Source organism: Mesorhizobium sp. WSM4906, assembly GCF_029674625.1.
GTDB lineage: Bacteria > Pseudomonadota > Alphaproteobacteria > Rhizobiales > Rhizobiaceae > Mesorhizobium.
Map to the genome: position 1 here is coordinate 6,620,118 of NZ_CP121355.1, position 14,968 is coordinate 6,635,085.

The 14,968-nt window shown below is 63.7% G+C and carries 15 protein-coding genes; 4 read left to right on the plus strand and 11 right to left on the minus strand.

Going from position 1 to position 14,968, the window contains the following annotated elements:
• Nucleotides 1–94 precede the first annotated feature (94 nt).
• Together argF and QAZ22_RS31930 are read right to left on the minus strand one after the other, a co-directional pair.
• On the minus strand, nt 95–1,006 hold the full coding sequence (argF, locus tag QAZ22_RS31925) for an ornithine carbamoyltransferase (RefSeq protein ID WP_278204869.1): 912 nt from the start codon (nt 1,004–1,006) through the stop codon (nt 95–97).
• A 15-nt stretch (nt 1,007–1,021) separates the two neighbouring features.
• On the minus strand, nt 1,022–2,221 hold the full coding sequence (locus tag QAZ22_RS31930) for an aspartate aminotransferase family protein (protein ID WP_278204870.1): 1,200 nt from the start codon (nt 2,219–2,221) through the stop codon (nt 1,022–1,024).
• A gap of 356 nt (nt 2,222–2,577) precedes the next feature.
• On the opposite strand from QAZ22_RS31930, the gene QAZ22_RS31935 reads away from it, so the two are divergent.
• Nucleotides 2,578–3,096 carry a GcrA family cell cycle regulator gene (locus tag QAZ22_RS31935; protein WP_278204871.1) on the plus strand — a complete coding sequence of 173 codons (519 nt, stop codon included), beginning with the start codon at nt 2,578–2,580 and terminating at the stop codon, nt 3,094–3,096.
• A gap of 132 nt (nt 3,097–3,228) precedes the next feature.
• Here the strand turns inward: QAZ22_RS31935 and QAZ22_RS31940 are convergent, their stop codons facing one another.
• The 3 genes from QAZ22_RS31940 to QAZ22_RS31950 form a co-directional block, all read right to left on the minus strand.
• Nucleotides 3,229–4,239 (minus strand): magnesium and cobalt transport protein CorA, encoded by a 1,011-nt coding sequence (locus tag QAZ22_RS31940; RefSeq protein WP_278204872.1) that lies wholly within the window; start codon nt 4,237–4,239, stop codon nt 3,229–3,231.
• 87 nt (nt 4,240–4,326) lie between these two features.
• Nucleotides 4,327–5,052 (minus strand): phosphate signaling complex protein PhoU, encoded by a 726-nt coding sequence (gene phoU, locus QAZ22_RS31945; protein ID WP_278204873.1) that lies wholly within the window; start codon nt 5,050–5,052, stop codon nt 4,327–4,329.
• Between the two features lie 105 nt (nt 5,053–5,157).
• Nucleotides 5,158–6,423 carry an ATP-binding protein gene (locus tag QAZ22_RS31950; protein ID WP_278204874.1) on the minus strand — a complete coding sequence of 422 codons (1,266 nt, stop codon included), beginning with the start codon at nt 6,421–6,423 and terminating at the stop codon, nt 5,158–5,160.
• A gap of 187 nt (nt 6,424–6,610) precedes the next feature.
• Here QAZ22_RS31950 and ppk2 point away from each other — a divergent pair, with 187 nt between their 5' ends.
• On the plus strand, nt 6,611–7,516 hold the full coding sequence (ppk2, locus tag QAZ22_RS31955; protein WP_278204875.1) for a polyphosphate kinase 2: 906 nt from the start codon (nt 6,611–6,613) through the stop codon (nt 7,514–7,516).
• 100 nt (nt 7,517–7,616) lie between these two features.
• Here the strand turns inward: ppk2 and QAZ22_RS31960 are convergent, their stop codons facing one another.
• From QAZ22_RS31960 to QAZ22_RS31970, 3 genes are all read right to left on the minus strand, one after another.
• Nucleotides 7,617–8,363: an enoyl-CoA hydratase-related protein gene (locus tag QAZ22_RS31960; protein ID WP_278076161.1), complete on the minus strand. Its 747-nt coding sequence runs from the start codon at nt 8,361–8,363 to the stop codon at nt 7,617–7,619.
• 11 nt (nt 8,364–8,374) lie between these two features.
• Nucleotides 8,375–9,013: an acyl-homoserine-lactone synthase gene (locus QAZ22_RS31965; protein WP_278204876.1), complete on the minus strand. Its 639-nt coding sequence runs from the start codon at nt 9,011–9,013 to the stop codon at nt 8,375–8,377.
• A gap of 277 nt (nt 9,014–9,290) precedes the next feature.
• Entirely contained in the window at nt 9,291–10,022 is a 732-nt protein-coding gene (locus QAZ22_RS31970; RefSeq protein ID WP_278204877.1) for a LuxR family transcriptional regulator, read from the minus strand.
• Between the two features lie 227 nt (nt 10,023–10,249).
• Here QAZ22_RS31970 and QAZ22_RS31975 point away from each other — a divergent pair, with 227 nt between their 5' ends.
• Entirely contained in the window at nt 10,250–11,122 is an 873-nt protein-coding gene (locus tag QAZ22_RS31975) for a transporter substrate-binding domain-containing protein (RefSeq protein WP_278204878.1), read from the plus strand.
• A 13-nt stretch (nt 11,123–11,135) separates the two neighbouring features.
• On the opposite strand, the gene QAZ22_RS31980 is transcribed toward QAZ22_RS31975, so the two are convergent.
• A complete protein-coding gene (locus QAZ22_RS31980) occupies nt 11,136–11,549 on the minus strand; it encodes a tellurite resistance TerB family protein (protein WP_278204879.1) in 414 nt (137 codons plus the stop codon).
• Nucleotides 11,550–11,778: 229 nt separating this feature from the next.
• Here QAZ22_RS31980 and QAZ22_RS31985 point away from each other — a divergent pair, with 229 nt between their 5' ends.
• The gene (locus QAZ22_RS31985) at nt 11,779–13,428 is read left to right on the plus strand and encodes a lysine--tRNA ligase (RefSeq protein WP_278204880.1); all 1,650 of its coding nucleotides are present in this window, start codon (nt 11,779–11,781) and stop codon (nt 13,426–13,428) included.
• Here the strand turns inward: QAZ22_RS31985 and QAZ22_RS31990 are convergent.
• Together QAZ22_RS31990 and QAZ22_RS31995 are read right to left on the minus strand one after the other, a co-directional pair.
• Nucleotides 13,391–14,248, minus strand: a complete 858-nt coding sequence (locus QAZ22_RS31990; protein ID WP_278204881.1) for a thermonuclease family protein — start codon at nt 14,246–14,248, stop codon at nt 13,391–13,393. The two genes, QAZ22_RS31985 and QAZ22_RS31990, sit on opposite strands and share 38 nt — an antisense overlap.
• A gap of 25 nt (nt 14,249–14,273) precedes the next feature.
• Nucleotides 14,274–14,912, minus strand: a complete 639-nt coding sequence (locus tag QAZ22_RS31995) for a helix-turn-helix transcriptional regulator (protein WP_278204882.1) — start codon at nt 14,910–14,912, stop codon at nt 14,274–14,276.
• Nucleotides 14,913–14,968 lie beyond the last annotated feature (56 nt).

Consider the following 14,968-nt stretch of genomic DNA (forward strand, 5'->3'; position numbering starts at 1 on the left):
GCGTTCGATTTGCGTGATGGCCCGCAAATAGGCATCACACATCGCCAGATCAAGTTGGTCCGGATCAAGACAACCCGGTTCAAGTCGGGCCTTCTCAAGCGCCCAGGCACCAGGCCAGCACCGCTTTCTGGGCGTGCAGCCGGTTTTCGGCCTCGTCGAACACCACCGAATGCGGCCCGTCGATCACCTCGTCGGTGACCTCCTCGCCGCGGTGCGCCGGCAGGCAGTGCATGAAGAGCGCGTCGGACTTCGCCTTGGCCATCAGCGCGGCGTTGACCTGGTAAGGCAGGAAGACGTTGTGGCCGCGGGCGCGATGCTCCTGGCCCATCGACACCCAGCTGTCGGTGACGACGCAATCCGCCTGGTCGACTGCCTCCTCGGCCGAGTGGGCAAACCTGACCTTGCCGCCATTGGCCTTCGCCCAGTCGACGTATTTCTCGAACGGCTCGCTGCCTTCCGGCACCGCGACGTTAAGGTTGAAGCGGAACCGCGCCGAGGCTTCGAGCAGCGAGTGCAGCACATTGTTGCCGTCGCCGGTCCAGGCGAAGGTCCTGCCGGCGACCGGACCGCGATGCTCCTCGTAGGTCATGATGTCGGCCATCAGCTGGCACGGGTGGGTGTCGTCGGTGAGCCCGTTGATGACCGGAACGGTGGCGTTTTCGGTGAGCTCCAGCAGCCGTTCATGCGAGGTGGTGCGGATCATGATGGCGTCGACGTAGCGCGACAGCACCTTGGCGGTGTCGGCGATGGTTTCGGAACGGCCGAGCTGCATTTCGGTGCCGGTCAGCATGATCGTCTCGCCGCCAAGCTGGCGCATGCCGACATCAAAGGAAACGCGCGTGCGCGTCGACGGCTTGTCGAAGATCATGGCCAACACCTTACCTTCGAGCGGCTTCGAACGCTCGCCGGCCTTGAGCCTGGTCTTTCGCGCCACCGCATCGTCCAGCATCGAGCGCAGGTCGCCGGCGGAAACGGCTGACAGGTCGGTGAAGTGGCGAACACTCATCGGCAAATTCCAGAATTACTTCGCGGCTTCGGCCGCAATGGCGTCGGTCAAGCCCTTGGCGCCGGCGCGGATGCGCTTCAGCGCCTCGCCGATCTCTTCGTCGGTGACGGTGAGCGGCGGCAAGAGACGAATGACGTTGTCGCCGGCCGGCACGGCGAGCAAGTGCTGGTCGCGCAGCGCCATGTTCACCTTGGTGTTGGGCATGGCGCATTTCAGCCCAAGCATCAGGCCGGTTCCCCTGATGCCTTCGATGACGTCGGGATATTCGTCGACGACCGCGGCAAGGCCCTGCTTGAGCAGCAGCGCCTTGCGCTGGACATCCTCGAGGAAGCCGTCGGCCAGCACGACGTCGAGCACGGCATTGCCCACCGCCATCGCCAGCGGATTGCCGCCGAAGGTGGTGCCGTGCACACCGGCCGTCATGCCGGCCGCGGCCTCGTCGGTGGCGAGGCAGGCCCCCATCGGGAAGCCGCCGCCGATACCCTTGGCAATCGCCATCAAGTCGGGGGTCACGCCGCTCCATTCATGTGCGAACAGCTTGCCGGTGCGGCCGATGCCGCACTGGACCTCGTCGAAAATCAGAAGCAGGCCGTGCTGGTCGCAGAGCTGGCGCAGGCGCTTCAGCGACTGCGTCGGCACCGGGCGGATGCCGCCCTCGCCCTGCACCGGCTCGATCAGGATCGCCGCGGTCTCCGGCGTGATCGCCTTTTCGGCGGCGTCGATGTCATCGAACGCTACCTGGTCGAAACCCTCGACCTTCGGTCCGAAGCCTTCGAGATATTTGTACTGGCCGCCGGCGGCGATGGTCGCCAGGGTGCGGCCATGGAAGGCGCCCTCGAAGGTGATAATGCGGAAACGCTCCGGATGGCCCTTGACGAAATGGTAACGCCGCGCCGTCTTGATGGCGCATTCCAGCGCCTCGGCGCCGGAATTGGTGAAGAACACCTTGTCGGCAAAGGTCGCCTCGACCAGCCGTTCGCCCAGCCGGCGCTGCTCCGGTATCTCGTAAAGGTTCGAGACGTGCCACAGCTTGGCGGCCTGCTCGGTGAGCGCCGCGACCAGGTGCGGATGGCTGTGGCCCAGCGAGTTCACGGCGATGCCGCCGGCGAAATCGAGATATCGCTCGCCCTTGTCGGTGACCAGCCAGGTCCCCTCCCCGCGGTCGAAAGCCAGGGGTGCGCGAGCAAAAGTCTCGTAAAGCGCCGAACCGCTCATTATATGCGTCTCCGGAACCGGAAATCAAAAAAGCCGCCAATGCGGCGGCCTTTGCGGCTTATCATGTTTTTCGGCCATGAAGTCAACGAAAACGTCGCGCAGAAGCGCGCGGCAAGTCCCCGACGGCACGCCGGCTCATCAGCGGTCAGGCAAGTTGGGGAAAACCGAAAAAACCGAATCGTGTTGCCCTGGGGACTCTTGTCACCGAGTCAGCGCATAAGGTAATTGTAGTTGAGAAATAGCTAGATTTCGTGCGGCGGATCTAATCACCCGGTATATGTGGTGTTGTTTGCCCGGCGGGAGCCGGGGCGGGAAGGGATTCTGACTGCCGTACGCCTCAGCAGGAGCGCGGTCTCATGAACTGGACTGACGAGCGGGTCGAACTTCTCAGGAAATTGTGGTCGGAGGGTCTGAGCGCCAGCCAGATCGCCGCACAGCTCGGCGGCGTGAGCCGCAACGCCGTCATCGGCAAGGTGCATCGCCTGAAACTGTCGGGCCGCGGCCGCGCGACCGCCGCGCCGGCGCGCCAGAAGAAGGCGACGCAAGGGGCCTCGATGCAGAAATCGGTGGCTCGAGCCGCAAGTGCTGCACGTCACGTGACGGCCTCCATCGGCGCGACCGCGCTGCAGGTGCAGTTCGACGCGGAGCCGGTGGCGCGCCACTACATCCGCCCGGTCGAAAACGTCGTGGTGCCGATCTCGCGCAACCTGCAGCTCGTCGAGCTGACCGAGCGCACCTGCAAGTGGCCGAACGGCGATCCGCTGTCGGAAGACTTCAGCTTCTGCGGCAACGACGCCGCAGAAACCGGCCCGTACTGCAAATATCACGCCCGGGTCGCCTTCCAGCCGGCGGCGGAGCGGCGCAGAAGCCGCTGAGCGAATAGCGAATAGCGAATAGCGAATAGCGAATAGCGAATAGCGAATAGCGAATAAAACGGCTTAGCTTCTGACAGGGAGCAAGCCGTTTTTTGCGTTGTTCCCTATTCGCTATTCGCTATTCGCTCTCTCTCACAGCCATCCATTCTTCCTGAACCGCCAGTACAGAAACGCGCAGATCAGCGCGATCGCCACCAGCACGCTCGGGTAGCCATATTCCATCTTGAGTTCCGGCATGTCCGTAAAGTTCATGCCGTAGATGCCGGCGAAGGCCGTCGGCACTGCCAGGATGGCTGCCCATGAGGCAAGCTTCTTGGAGATCGCCGTTTCCTGGCTCTGTCCGACCAGAAGGCTGGCTTCGAAGGCGAAGGCCAGAACCTCTCGCAGGCTGTCTACCTTCTCCTGCACGGTACGGATGTGGTCGGTCACGTCGCGGAACAGCGGATGCATGGCGGCGTGGATCTGCGGCAGCTCGGCGCTGGTGAGCCGCCGGCAGACCTCGACCAGCGGCAGCGCCGCGTTGCGCAGCCTGAGCAGGTCGCGGCGCAACATGTAGAGCCGTTCGATATCAGTGCCGCTCATCGGCTTCAGCAGCACCTTGTCCTCGATCGCCTCGACCTCGTCCTCGATCTGCTCGAGCACCGGCATGTAGTTGTCGACGATGAAATCGAGGATGGCATAGAGGACGAAATCCTCGCCCTTGGCCAACGAGGATGGGCAGCTTTCCCAGTGCTGGCGCACCGGGGCGTAGGAGGTCGACGGACCGTGCCTGACGCTGACGATATAGCCGGTGCCGACGAAGAGATGGGTCTCGCCGAAGGTGACGCGGCCTTCGATCAGCTGGGCGGTGCGGGCAACGATGAACAAGGCGTCGCCATATTGCTCGAGCTTCGGCCGCTGATGCGGGTGCTCGGCGTCCTCGATCGCCAGATCGTGCAGATGGAACTGCGCCTGCACCCTGAGCAACAGGTTGCGGTCCGGCTCGAGCAGGCCGATCCAGACGACATGGCCGGGCCTTGCCGCCCATACACCAGCCTCTTCGATCGGAATGTCGGCGATGCGCTTGCCGGCGGAATACACGCTGGACGCAATGATGCCGGATGGCGGCTGGCGGGCCGGGGTCAGGTTTCGAACTTGTTCCATCGCAACCTCCCGAGACAGCGACTGACAAAATCGCTGTACCTGGAGGAGCTTAGCCTAAATTAGAAAGCCGTTCGAGAGGCCGCCTGTTCACTTAGCCGATACCGTCCCCGGGGACACCACCTGGTCGGTCTTGTCGCCCTTCGGTCGATCGGCCGGCATCTGGTCGCCGGTGACGATGTAGTAGATGGTTTCGGCGATGTTGGTGGCGTGATCGCCGATGCGCTCGATGTTCTTGGCGCAGAAGAGCAGATGCGTGCAGGGCGTGATATTGCGCGGATCCTCCATCATGTAGGTCAGGAGCTCGCGAAACAACGAGGTGTACATGGCGTCGATCTGGTCGTCGCGGTCGCGCACGAAGCCGATCTTGTCGACCGAGCGCGACGCATAGACGTCGAGCACTTCCTTGAGCTGCGTCAGGGCGAGGTCGGCCAGCGCTTCGAGGCCGCGGAACAGGCTGTTCGGCTGGCGGCCGTCGATGACGGCCGCGACGCGCTTGGCGACGTTCTTGCCCAGATCGCCGACGCGCTCGATGTCGGCCGAGATGCGGATGGCGCCGACGATCTCGCGCAGATCGGTCGCCATCGGCTGGCGCTTGGCGATGATGATGATCGCCTTGTCGTCGATCTCGCGCTGGCCCTCGTCGAGGACGAGATCGTCCTGAATGACCTTCTGGGCAAGGCCCGGATCGGCGTTGACCAGGGCCGCGATCGCCTGCTCGACCATGCGCTCGGCATGCCCGCCCATGGCGGCGATGCGCTTCGACAGGAATTTCAGCTCTTCGTCATAGGCACTGACAATGTGAACGGATTGCATGGATATGCCTTCCCGGTGTCTGCCGGCTGCGTTCCCTCAATCTGTCGCTGATACGCGAACCGGATGACAGAAAGACGAAATTGCCGGTTAGCAACCAATACACAATCAGCGAGCCGGCAAATGAACAGTGAACGCCGCGCCCTTGCCGACTTCCGACTTGATCGACAGTCTAGCATTATGACGTGTCAATATATGCTTGACGATGGAAAGGCCAAGGCCGGTGCCTTTCTGGGTCCGGCTGTTTTCGACATCGACGCGGTAGAAGCGCTCCGTGATGCGGGGAATATGTTCCTCGGCAATGCCGGGACCGTAGTCTCTTATGGTGACGTCGATGCCGGCATCCGGGCCATCCTCGCTGGCGGCGATGGATACGGTAACGCGCCCGCCCGACTGGCCGTATTTACAGGCATTTTCCAGGAGGTTCTCGAAAACCTGGAAGAGCTCGTCGCGGTCGCCGGGCACGGAAATCGGGCCAGCGATGAAATCCCGTTCGATGACGAGACCGTTCTCGCTGGCCAGCGGACCGAGAGAATCGATGACGCTGTCGATGGTCTGGCGGAGATCGACCTCCGTTCCCGGCCTCAGATAGGGTTTCATCTCCAGCCGCGATAGCGACAACAGGTCGTCGATCAGGCGCGCCATGCGGCCCGTCTGGTTCTGCATGATCTGCAGGAACTGGTCGCGCGCCGCCGGATCGCTGCGCGCCGGGCCGCGCAAGGTCTCGATGAAGCCGGCGATCGAAGCGAGCGGAGTGCGTAGCTCATGGCTGGCATTGGCGATGAAGTCGGCGCGCATCCGATCGATGCGGCGCGTCTCGCTCTGGTCCTTGAACACCAGCACGTAGAGATCGGTGGCATGGCCGACCGAGGACGCGCTCACCCGATATGTCCGCTCGACCGGCAGCTTTTCAGTGTAGTCGACGACATCGGACGCCACGGCTCCCGAGACGATACCGTCCAGCAAGGCCTGCATTTCCGGCGCACGGAATTTGAGCGACAGCGACATGCCGGGCGCCAGTCCGCCGAAGGCGGCGAAGGCGGCCGCGTTGGCGTGGACGATGGTGGCGGCATGGTCGAAGATGATCAGCGGATCGGCGACGGCCGCCGCAAGATATTCGCCGGAGAGCCGCTGCAGGCCGCCGGCCTCGATCGCCGCCGCGTCGTCTGCGGCTTGCCGCTCCACGTGGGCGGGCAGCACCGCGGCTGCGACCAGCAGCGCCATGGCCAGCAGCGGCACATAGATCGAAACGCCGCCGAAGCCGTAGACCATGAGAACAGCGACGACGGCCGCGGCCAGCAACCAGCGGCTGCGCCGCAGCCGGGCGACGATGGCTTGCGTCGCGCCTTTCCGCTCTGCGCCTGTATCGACCATGCGCTGCCCCGTATCCCTCCGCCGGTGAGACCTCACCGGACCGGCGCATGACCCCGGAAAAATCGGAATCGATTTTCTGGAATGTTCATGCGCAAAATCAAAGTGCTACGAGGCGCTGCGCCCGGACGGACGCAACGCCGTGGAGGCTCCCATAGCATGAGTCCGCAAGCTGGAAAGGTTCGTCTCGATGAAAAAAGCCAAGGAAGAAACCGAAGCGGCGCCTGCCACGGGGCCGATCAAGATCAAGATCGGCGGCAAGGAACGCGAGTTCGACATCGACAATCCCGTGCTTCCGGACTGGATCGAGGACAACAAGCTCACCGCCGGCGGCTATCCTTACGACAAGAAGATGAACAGCGAGGACTACGAGAAGGAGCTCGAGCGCCTGCAGATCGAGCTGGTCAAGGCGCAGGCCTGGCTGCAGGCGACCGGCAAGCGGGTGATGGCACTGTTCGAGGGACGCGACGCGGCCGGCAAGGGCGGCACGATCTTCGTGCTGCGGCAGTACATGAACCCGCGCACGGCGCGCAACGTGGCGCTGACCAAGCCAACGTCGCCGGAGCTTGGGCAATGGTATTATCAGCGCTATGTCGACCATTTCCCGACCTCGGGCGAGTTCGTCACCTTCGACCGCTCCTGGTACAACCGCGCCGGCGTCGAGCCGGTCATGGGATTCTGCACACCGGAACAGCACGAGAAATTCCTCGACGAGACGCCGCATTTCGAGCGCATGATCTCAAACGAGGGCATCCACTTCTTCAAATTCTGGCTGAATATCGGCCGGGAAACGCAGCTCGAACGGTTCCACGACCGGCGTTGGTCGCCGCTGAAGAACTGGAAGTTCTCGCCCATCGACATCGCCGGCATCAACAAATGGGACGACTACACCAAGGCGCGCGATCTCATGGTCGAGCGCACCCACAAGGAGTTCGCGCCGTGGATCATCGTGCGCGCCAACGACAAGCGCCGCGCACGGCTCGCCGTCATCCAGCGGATCCTGTTGTCGCTGCCTTATGCTGGGCGCGATCTCGACGTCATCTGGAAGGAAGACAAGAAAATCGTCGGCGAAGGGCCGTCGTTCCTGGATAAATAGCTTTCCGAGACGTGACATTCGGGGGCGCCCGCCGACTTTCGTCCGACTTACAGCGCCGCGCATCTTTCGGATGCGCGGCGCTGAGGTTTTACGAGAGTGCTCAGGCGGCCAGGCGGGCGATCCGCTGCAGCCGCTTCAGCGTGGCGTCGTCCTGGAGCGCCTGCTGGAACAGCGATATCTCATGATCGATGCGGTCGCACAGAACGTCCGTATCGCCCTTGAGCAGACCGCGTGTCTGCAACAGCGCGGCAACCGGCTTCTTGGCGAGCTGCCTTGCCCGCGCCAAGGCCGTCTCCTCGGCGCTGCCTTCAACGACCTCCCCGACCAGGCCGAGCGCCTTGGCGTCGTCGACGCCCAGCGTGTCGCCGAGGCAGAAGAAGCGGAAGGCGCCGGCATAGCCGAGCTTCTGGGGCGCCAGGATGCTGGTCGCTGCGTCCGGCACGAGGCCGAAATCGACGAACGGCACCCTGAAAGTGCTCCCCTTGGAAGCAATGACCATGTCGCAGTGGAACAGGATGGTGCAGCCGACACCGACGGCATCCCCGTCCACGCAGGCAAGGACCGGCTTGGGGAAGGTCGCAAGCATGCGGAACATGTCGGTGACGGCGGCGATCAACTGCTGGTGCTTGGTGGCGTCGAGGAACTCCGAGAAGTCGCCGCCGAGGCAGAAGCAGCCGGCAAGGCCGCGCAGCACGACCACGCGAACGTCGTCATTGACGGCGGCTTCGTGGAAAGTCCTGGCGAGGCTCGCATAAGCGTGCCGGTCCAGCACCGGCCGACCGTCATGCGAGGAGACCGTGACGACCAGCGTGTGGCCGCGCAGTTCAGGTTCGGGATGGAAGCTCATGACCGCCTCCATCACGAAGCCTGCCTCAGGCCGAGCTGGCCGGGATAGCCCCTGGTCAGCACCGGCAGGAAGTGGTTGCGGCGAGCACGGACCACCTCCAGCGTATGGTCAGTAAAGGTGAGCAGCGTCGCCACGACCTGCTGGTTGCCGTAAGTGCGCTGGTAGCCAAGCGGCGTCGCCAGGAAGTGCAGCTGCAGCGCCCGCAGCACCCACATCGGTTCGAACTCGATGATGACCTGGTTGACGTTGCGCTTGAGGCCCCATTCGACGAAGCCGGCGATCAATTCGGTGCCGACCGTCGAGACGCCGCGCTTGCCGTCACGAAAGCCCGGCGCCACCGCGTAGCGGGTGAGCTCCCAGACATTCGGCCCCGAGGGGGACGTCCCCTCGCAGAGGTCCGACAGCACGTCCGTCAGGAGATGCGGCCGGGTCGTCGGCAGCATGCGCTGGTAGCCGGCGAGCTCGCCGTTGCGGATGACGAGGTGGTGTTCGGCCTCGTCATGGTCGAACTGATCGATCTCGAGCTGGTCCGGACGATCGAGATCGGTCCATCCCATCTCCTCGACGAAGATCCTGTAGCGCAGACGATGGACCGCTTCCCAAAGGTCGGGGCGTTCCATCAATTCCTGGGTGGTGAGGGAAAAAAGCATTAGCCGTCTCCTAGGCTTAAGAGGAAGATACGGCCGGGCTTTCCCGAAAATATTACGCGATCGCGTAGGCAAGAATTTCTAGGTCGGCACCGACCGACTTCGCTAATATAGCCGTGCCTAATCGCGTCCGCGACTGGCTGCGCGCGGTTGGCGGCACCGAGTTTGCTTTGGCGTTAAGAAAGTATTAGCCGTCTCTTAAGAGGAAGACACGACCAGCTTTTCGCGAAAATATTACGCGAATGCGTAGGCGACAATTTCCAGGCCGGCACCGGCCGACCTAGCTAATATAGCCGCGCCTAATCGCTTCGGCGACTGCCTGGACACGGTTGGCGGCGCCCAGTTTGCTCTTGGCGTTGAGAAGGTGTTTCTCGGAGGTGTGCTCCGAGATGCCGAGAATCTGCGAAATCTCCCACTCGGACTTGCCGACGGCCGCCCATTGCAGGCATTCGCGCTCACGCGGCGTCAACTCAATGTGATCGATGACCTTGCCGGCCATCGTGTGAAGCTGCATGGCGCGGCCGATGGCGTAGGTGGATACCAGCGAGACCATTCCGAATTCGACGTCCGACAGTTCGACGGACTCGCCGCCCAGCGAAACCATGACGATCTGGCCGTCGAGCGTGACCAGCGGGAAGGCGAGGCCGTCGCGCAGCTTGAACTCACGGGCGTCGCCCATGACCTCGTCGCTGCTCTTGTCGATGACGATGGCCCGCGAGGCCTCCCGCCACTGGAACGGGGCCTGCAATTGCTTCATGTGGGTGACGACCGGATCGTGGTCGACATAGTTGCGCGCCACATAGCGCTCCAGCCACTCGCCCGGCCAGTCGCAGAGCAGCACATGGTCCTTCTGCTGGCCGCGCGGCGTGCCGGGCTGCGGCACGGTTCCGGCCATCAGCGCCGTCAGCCCGAAATTCGAGGTGACGCCGAGCAAGCGCTCGCACACCGCCGCGACCGTGTTGGCATGCTGCAGCTGATCTATGTATTCCAGAGTTCTATCGAATAGACCCATCGCAACATCTACCCCATGTTGCTTCTGTTTTCGTTTACCCACGGTAGATGCCCGAACTGCCCTTTTCCATCAACCCCGGGGCCGCAAGCTTCTTCGCGTCGCCGGTCATCTCCCCCAAGCTCGGCGTGCGGCCACTTGCAACAATGCTAAACCATACGCCTAATTTGAACGGTTGAAATCAAAAACAATTGTGCCTGCGTCATTTTCGTACGAAAAGCCAAGGAAACATGACCGGGCGGAGCCTCATCGTGACATTCCGGTGGATATTTCTGGCCCTGACGGCGGCACTGACCGGGGCGCCGGCGCTCGCCGGCACGACTCAGGCTGCGGAGCCGCAGGTCCCGGTGCTATGGGACGCCAAGGAGCGGCTGCCCAAGCCCGATCTTTCCGCGGTGCCGCGGTTGAGGTTCCTCACCACCACCGATTTTCCGCCCTTCAATTTCCTCGACGGCTCAGGCCGGCTGTCGGGTTTCCATATCGACCTAGCGCGGGCGATATGCGCGGAACTCGGCATCGTCGAGAAGTGCCAAATCCAGGCGCTGCCCTGGAACGAGCTCGACGGCGCGTTGCAGAAAGGCGAAGGCGAGGCGATCATCGCCGGCATCGCTGCGACGCCGGAAACCCGCGAGAAATACGCCTTCTCGCGTTCCTACCTGCAGTTCCCGGCGCGCTTCATCATGCCGAAGACCAAGGCTTTCATCGAACCGATCCTCGACAAGCTGCGCAGCAAGCGGGTGGGCGTCATCGCCGGCTCGGCGCATGAGAAAATGCTGCGCGACTATTTCAGCACCGTGCAGGTCGTGCCTTTCGGCAAGCCCGAAGACCTCTACGCCGATCTCAAGGCCGGGAAGATCGACGCCGCTTTCGGCGACGGCATGCGCTTTGCCTTCTGGCTCGGCGGCTCGGACGCCGCCGGCTGCTGCCGCTTCGCCGGCGGCCCGTATCTGGCGCCCGAATATCTGGGTTCGGGCATGGCGATCGCCACCAGGGCGGGCGATCCGGCGCTGGCCGCCGCCTTCGACTATGCGCTGCAGGAAATTTCGATCAAGGGAACCTTCGCCGAGTTCTACCTGCGCTATTTCCCGGTGAGTTTTTTCTGAGGGCCGCTGAGATTCACGTCAGCGTGCGCAGGCGGGCCTTGGCCGCGCGGGCGATCGCGGCGACGGTCAGCGTGTCAAGGTCGAGCTTGAGGCGGATGAGTTGCAGGACCCGCACCTCCTCCATGCGCATTTCGAGGTCGACGGCCGCGACCTCGAAAGCAGCCGCGTAAGCCGTGTCGCGCAATCGCTCCGGCAACGCACCAGCGACGCGAGTGAGCACGCCCTCCAGCCCGTCCTTGCCGTGCAGCGCCTTCTGGCACTCCTGAGCGACCGCAACCAGCCTGTCCTGGTTGAAATCGACGAACACCGGCCATGAGCGGACGACGTCGCCGATCCGCGCCAACTCGACATCGGTCATGTTGCGGTCGGAAGCCGAAGTGATGACCATCAGGTAGATCAAGGCTTCGTGCGGCGTCAGTGAAGGCATTCAAAAACTCCTTAAAGAGCGGGCAGGTCGTCGTGCCAAAACCGCGGCATACTTTGGGCTAGTGCAGCGGAAATGGCGCTCCAACGTAGGAACACCTTTGCGGCACCGCAAGGAAAACCGCCGCAAATCGTTGACGCTCCGGCCAGTCGCGCCTAGAGACCGATTGAAAAATCTTACCCTACCGCCAAGCCGGCACATGAGTTGGCCGGCACATGACCTGGAAAGTGACATGACGGGATCAAACATCATCGATCTCAATCCCGAGGTGCTTGCGGCCGCCGCCGAAAGCAAGGCATGGCCGTTCGAGGAAGCCAAGAAGATCATCGCCCGCTACAAGAACAAGGATTTTCCCGAGACCGTCCTGTTCGAGACCGGTTATGGCCCGTCCGGCCTGCCGCATATCGGCACCTTCGGCGAGGTGGCGCGCACCACGATGGTGCGGCACGCTTTCCGGGTGCTGACCGGAGACAAGGTCAAGACCAAGCTCTTATGCTTCTCCGACGACATGGACGGCATGCGCAAGATCCCGGACAACGTGCCGGATCGCGCGGCGCTCGAGCCCTATCTGCACAAGCCGCTGACGGCCGTGCCCAATCCGTTCGGCGGCGACTATGCGAGCTTCGCCGACCACAACAACGCGATGCTCTGCCGCTTCCTCGACACGTTCGGCTTCGACTATGAGTTCGCCAGCGCGACACAGTACTACAAGTCCGGCCGCTTCGACGAGGTGCTGCTGCGCGCGGCCGAGCGCTACGACGAGATCATGGCGGTGATGCTGCCGACACTCGGCGAGGAGCGCCAGGCGACCTACAGCCCGTTTCTGCCGATCTCGCCGAAGAGCGGCCGCGTGCTCTACGTGCCGATGAAGCATGTCGACGCCAAGGCCGGCACCATCACCTTCGACGACGAAGGCACCGAGACCACGCTGCCGGTCACCGGCGGCAAGGTGAAGCTGCAGTGGAAGCCGGATTTCGGCATGCGCTGGGCAGCGCTCGGCGTCGATTTCGAGATGTTCGGCAAGGACCACCAGACCAACGCGGCAATCTACGACCGCATCTGCAACATTCTCGGCGGCCGCGCGCCGGAGCATTTCGTCTACGAATTGTTCCTCGACGAGAACGGCCAGAAGATCTCCAAGTCCAAGGGCAACGGCCTCACCATCGACGAGTGGCTGACCTATGCGCCGACCGAGAGCCTCGGCCTCTATATGTACCAGCGGCCGCGGCAGGCCAAGAAGCTCTATTTCGACGTCATCCCGAAGGCGGTCGACGAATATTATGCTTTCCTCTCCGCCTATCCCCGGCAGGACTGGAAGGAGCGGCTCGGCAACCCCGTCTGGCACATGCATGACGGCAATCCGCCGGCGATCGACCTGCCGGTGCCGTTCGCGCTGCTGCTCAATCTGGTCAGCGCCTCCAACGCGCATGACAAGGCGGTGCTGTGGGGCTTCATCTCGCGGCACGCGCCGGGCGTGACACCGAAGACGCATCCCGAGCTCGACCGGCTGACCGGCTATGCCATCCGCTATTTCGACGACTTCGTGAAGCCGACCAAGGTTTACCGCGCCGCCGACGACGTGGAGCGCGAGGCGCTGGCGAAGCTTTCGGAAGCGCTCGGCGCCTTGCCGCAAGGCGCGGACGGGGAAGCGATCCAGAACGCCGCGCTCAACGTGGCGCGGCGGATCGAGCGCTATCAGGACCATTCCAAGCAGAGCCCCGAAGGCGGGCCTGGCGTGTCGGTCGCCTTCTTCCAGATGATCTACCAGGTGCTGATCGGGCAGGAACGCGGGCCGCGCTTCGGCTCCTTCGCGGCGCTCTACGGCGTCACGGAAACGCGCACGCTCATTGAGCGGGCGCTGGCTGGTCAGTTGGCGGCGTAACGGCGCTGTCTTCCGCCGGCAGGATCGAAGCCGGCGCGGCAGGCGCGGGCGCACTGGCGGCTGGCAATGTCGGCAAGCCGCCAAGGTTCGGCGCCGCGCCGAAGATGCCTTTCTTCGCCGCGCGCGCTTTGTTGCCCGCCTCGACATAGGGGCCGCCTTGCGCGGCGCGCGCCCAGCCATTTTCGACCAGCCACTCGCCGACATCCTTGTTGCCGACCCAGCATTCGGTGGAATTGGTGGCCCGCCCACTTTGCGGGGGCACCGCGCAGACAGCCGTCCGGCCGCGCAGGAAGGCACGAAACGCGGTCCGGGCCCGCGCCCCGCAGGCCCAGGACTTCCCCTCGTCGCTACAGGTTTCATCGGCTCTCACTATGTCGATGCCCGAGATGGTGACAGAATAGTCCTTAGCCTGGATAACACCTGCGGCGGGCGCGACAGCCTGGAACAGTTTGGTGCCGTCGCGGCCATCCGGCATCTTCGATTTTGGGGGCTTGGGCGGACCTGCAAGCGCCAGATCGCTCAGCGGCGCACGCGGCTCGACCCGTTCCAGTTCCCCGGTGGGCAGCTCAGGCAGCGCCACGATATCTGGATCTATTGCCCTTGAGTGCACAACCGGTTTGGGCGGCGGCGGCGCGGCCGGCGCCATAATGGCGGAGGTTGCGGGCTCCTGCGGCGCCGGGCCGGTGTCTTGGCCCGGAATCATGTCGGCGGCCGGATCGATCTGGTCGACCGTGAGGGTGCTTTCGCTGCCTTTCAGCGAGCGGCCTCCGGCAACGACTAGCGCCGCCATTGCCGGAACCGCCGCGAGCGCGAGCGCCATATGGAGGATCCGCACCAGCCCGGACCTATTGGCTGGCCCACACGATCCGCGCCACCCATTCGACATCGCGCATCGGAATGTCGCGGTCCGGGTGAGCGGGATTGAGCGAGACCAGCACGATCGACGCCGCGGTCTGCCGGTCGAGCACCTTGGCCATGACCTCGCCGGCAGTGGTCTTGACGACGACGCGGTCGCCCTTGCGCGTCGGCGCGCCCGGCTCGACGATCAGCACGTCGCCGTTGCGGTAGAGCGGCAGCATGGAATCGCCCTGGACCTTGAGCGCGTAGGAGCTTTCCGCCGCGCGCGTCGGAAGCTCCACCAGGTCCCAGCCCTGCCCCGACGGATAGCCGGCGTCGTCGAAGAAGCCGCCGGCGCCGGCCTGGGCAAAGCCGAGCAGCGGCACGGCCGTGCGCTGCGGCTCGACGGGGCCGCTGCGACCCTCGACCAGCACGGTGAATTCTTCGAGCGAAGCGCCGGTGGCCTCGATGATCTTGGCCAGGGATTCGGTCGAGGGCCAGCGCGGGCGGCCGTCGGAAGAGAGACGTTTCGATTTATTGAAAGCGGTCGAATCGAGGCCAGCGCGCCTGGCGAGGCCGGAGGCCGAGAGCGAATAGCGCTCGGCAAGAGCATCGATTGCGGCCCAGACGCGATCGTGTGAGAGCAAGTCCGCTCTCCTTCGAAAACAGGAAAAAATGCCTCAGAATTGTCTAGCGCGCGACC

What these genes read in the sequence shown, in the direction of transcription:
- argF (WP_278204869.1), bottom strand. Translation starts at nt 1,006, where the DNA reads ATGAGTGTTCGCCACTTCACCGACCTGTCAGCCGTTTCCGCCGGCGAC.
- QAZ22_RS31930 (WP_278204870.1), bottom strand. Translation starts at nt 2,221, where the DNA reads ATGAGCGGTTCGGCGCTTTACGAGACTTTTGCTCGCGCACCCCTGGCT.
- QAZ22_RS31935 (WP_278204871.1), top strand. Translation starts at nt 2,578, where the DNA reads ATGAACTGGACTGACGAGCGGGTCGAACTTCTCAGGAAATTGTGGTCG.
- QAZ22_RS31940 (WP_278204872.1), bottom strand. Translation starts at nt 4,239, where the DNA reads ATGGAACAAGTTCGAAACCTGACCCCGGCCCGCCAGCCGCCATCCGGC.
- phoU (WP_278204873.1), bottom strand. Translation starts at nt 5,052, where the DNA reads ATGCAATCCGTTCACATTGTCAGTGCCTATGACGAAGAGCTGAAATTC.
- QAZ22_RS31950 (WP_278204874.1), bottom strand. Translation starts at nt 6,423, where the DNA reads ATGGTCGATACAGGCGCAGAGCGGAAAGGCGCGACGCAAGCCATCGTC.
- ppk2 (WP_278204875.1), top strand. Translation starts at nt 6,611, where the DNA reads ATGAAAAAAGCCAAGGAAGAAACCGAAGCGGCGCCTGCCACGGGGCCG.
- QAZ22_RS31960 (WP_278076161.1), bottom strand. Translation starts at nt 8,363, where the DNA reads ATGAGCTTCCATCCCGAACCTGAACTGCGCGGCCACACGCTGGTCGTC.
- QAZ22_RS31965 (WP_278204876.1), bottom strand. Translation starts at nt 9,013, where the DNA reads ATGCTTTTTTCCCTCACCACCCAGGAATTGATGGAACGCCCCGACCTT.
- QAZ22_RS31970 (WP_278204877.1), bottom strand. Translation starts at nt 10,022, where the DNA reads ATGGGTCTATTCGATAGAACTCTGGAATACATAGATCAGCTGCAGCAT.
- QAZ22_RS31975 (WP_278204878.1), top strand. Translation starts at nt 10,250, where the DNA reads ATGACCGGGCGGAGCCTCATCGTGACATTCCGGTGGATATTTCTGGCC.
- QAZ22_RS31980 (WP_278204879.1), bottom strand. Translation starts at nt 11,549, where the DNA reads ATGCCTTCACTGACGCCGCACGAAGCCTTGATCTACCTGATGGTCATC.
- QAZ22_RS31985 (WP_278204880.1), top strand. Translation starts at nt 11,779, where the DNA reads ATGACGGGATCAAACATCATCGATCTCAATCCCGAGGTGCTTGCGGCC.
- QAZ22_RS31990 (WP_278204881.1), bottom strand. Translation starts at nt 14,248, where the DNA reads ATGGCGCTCGCGCTCGCGGCGGTTCCGGCAATGGCGGCGCTAGTCGTT.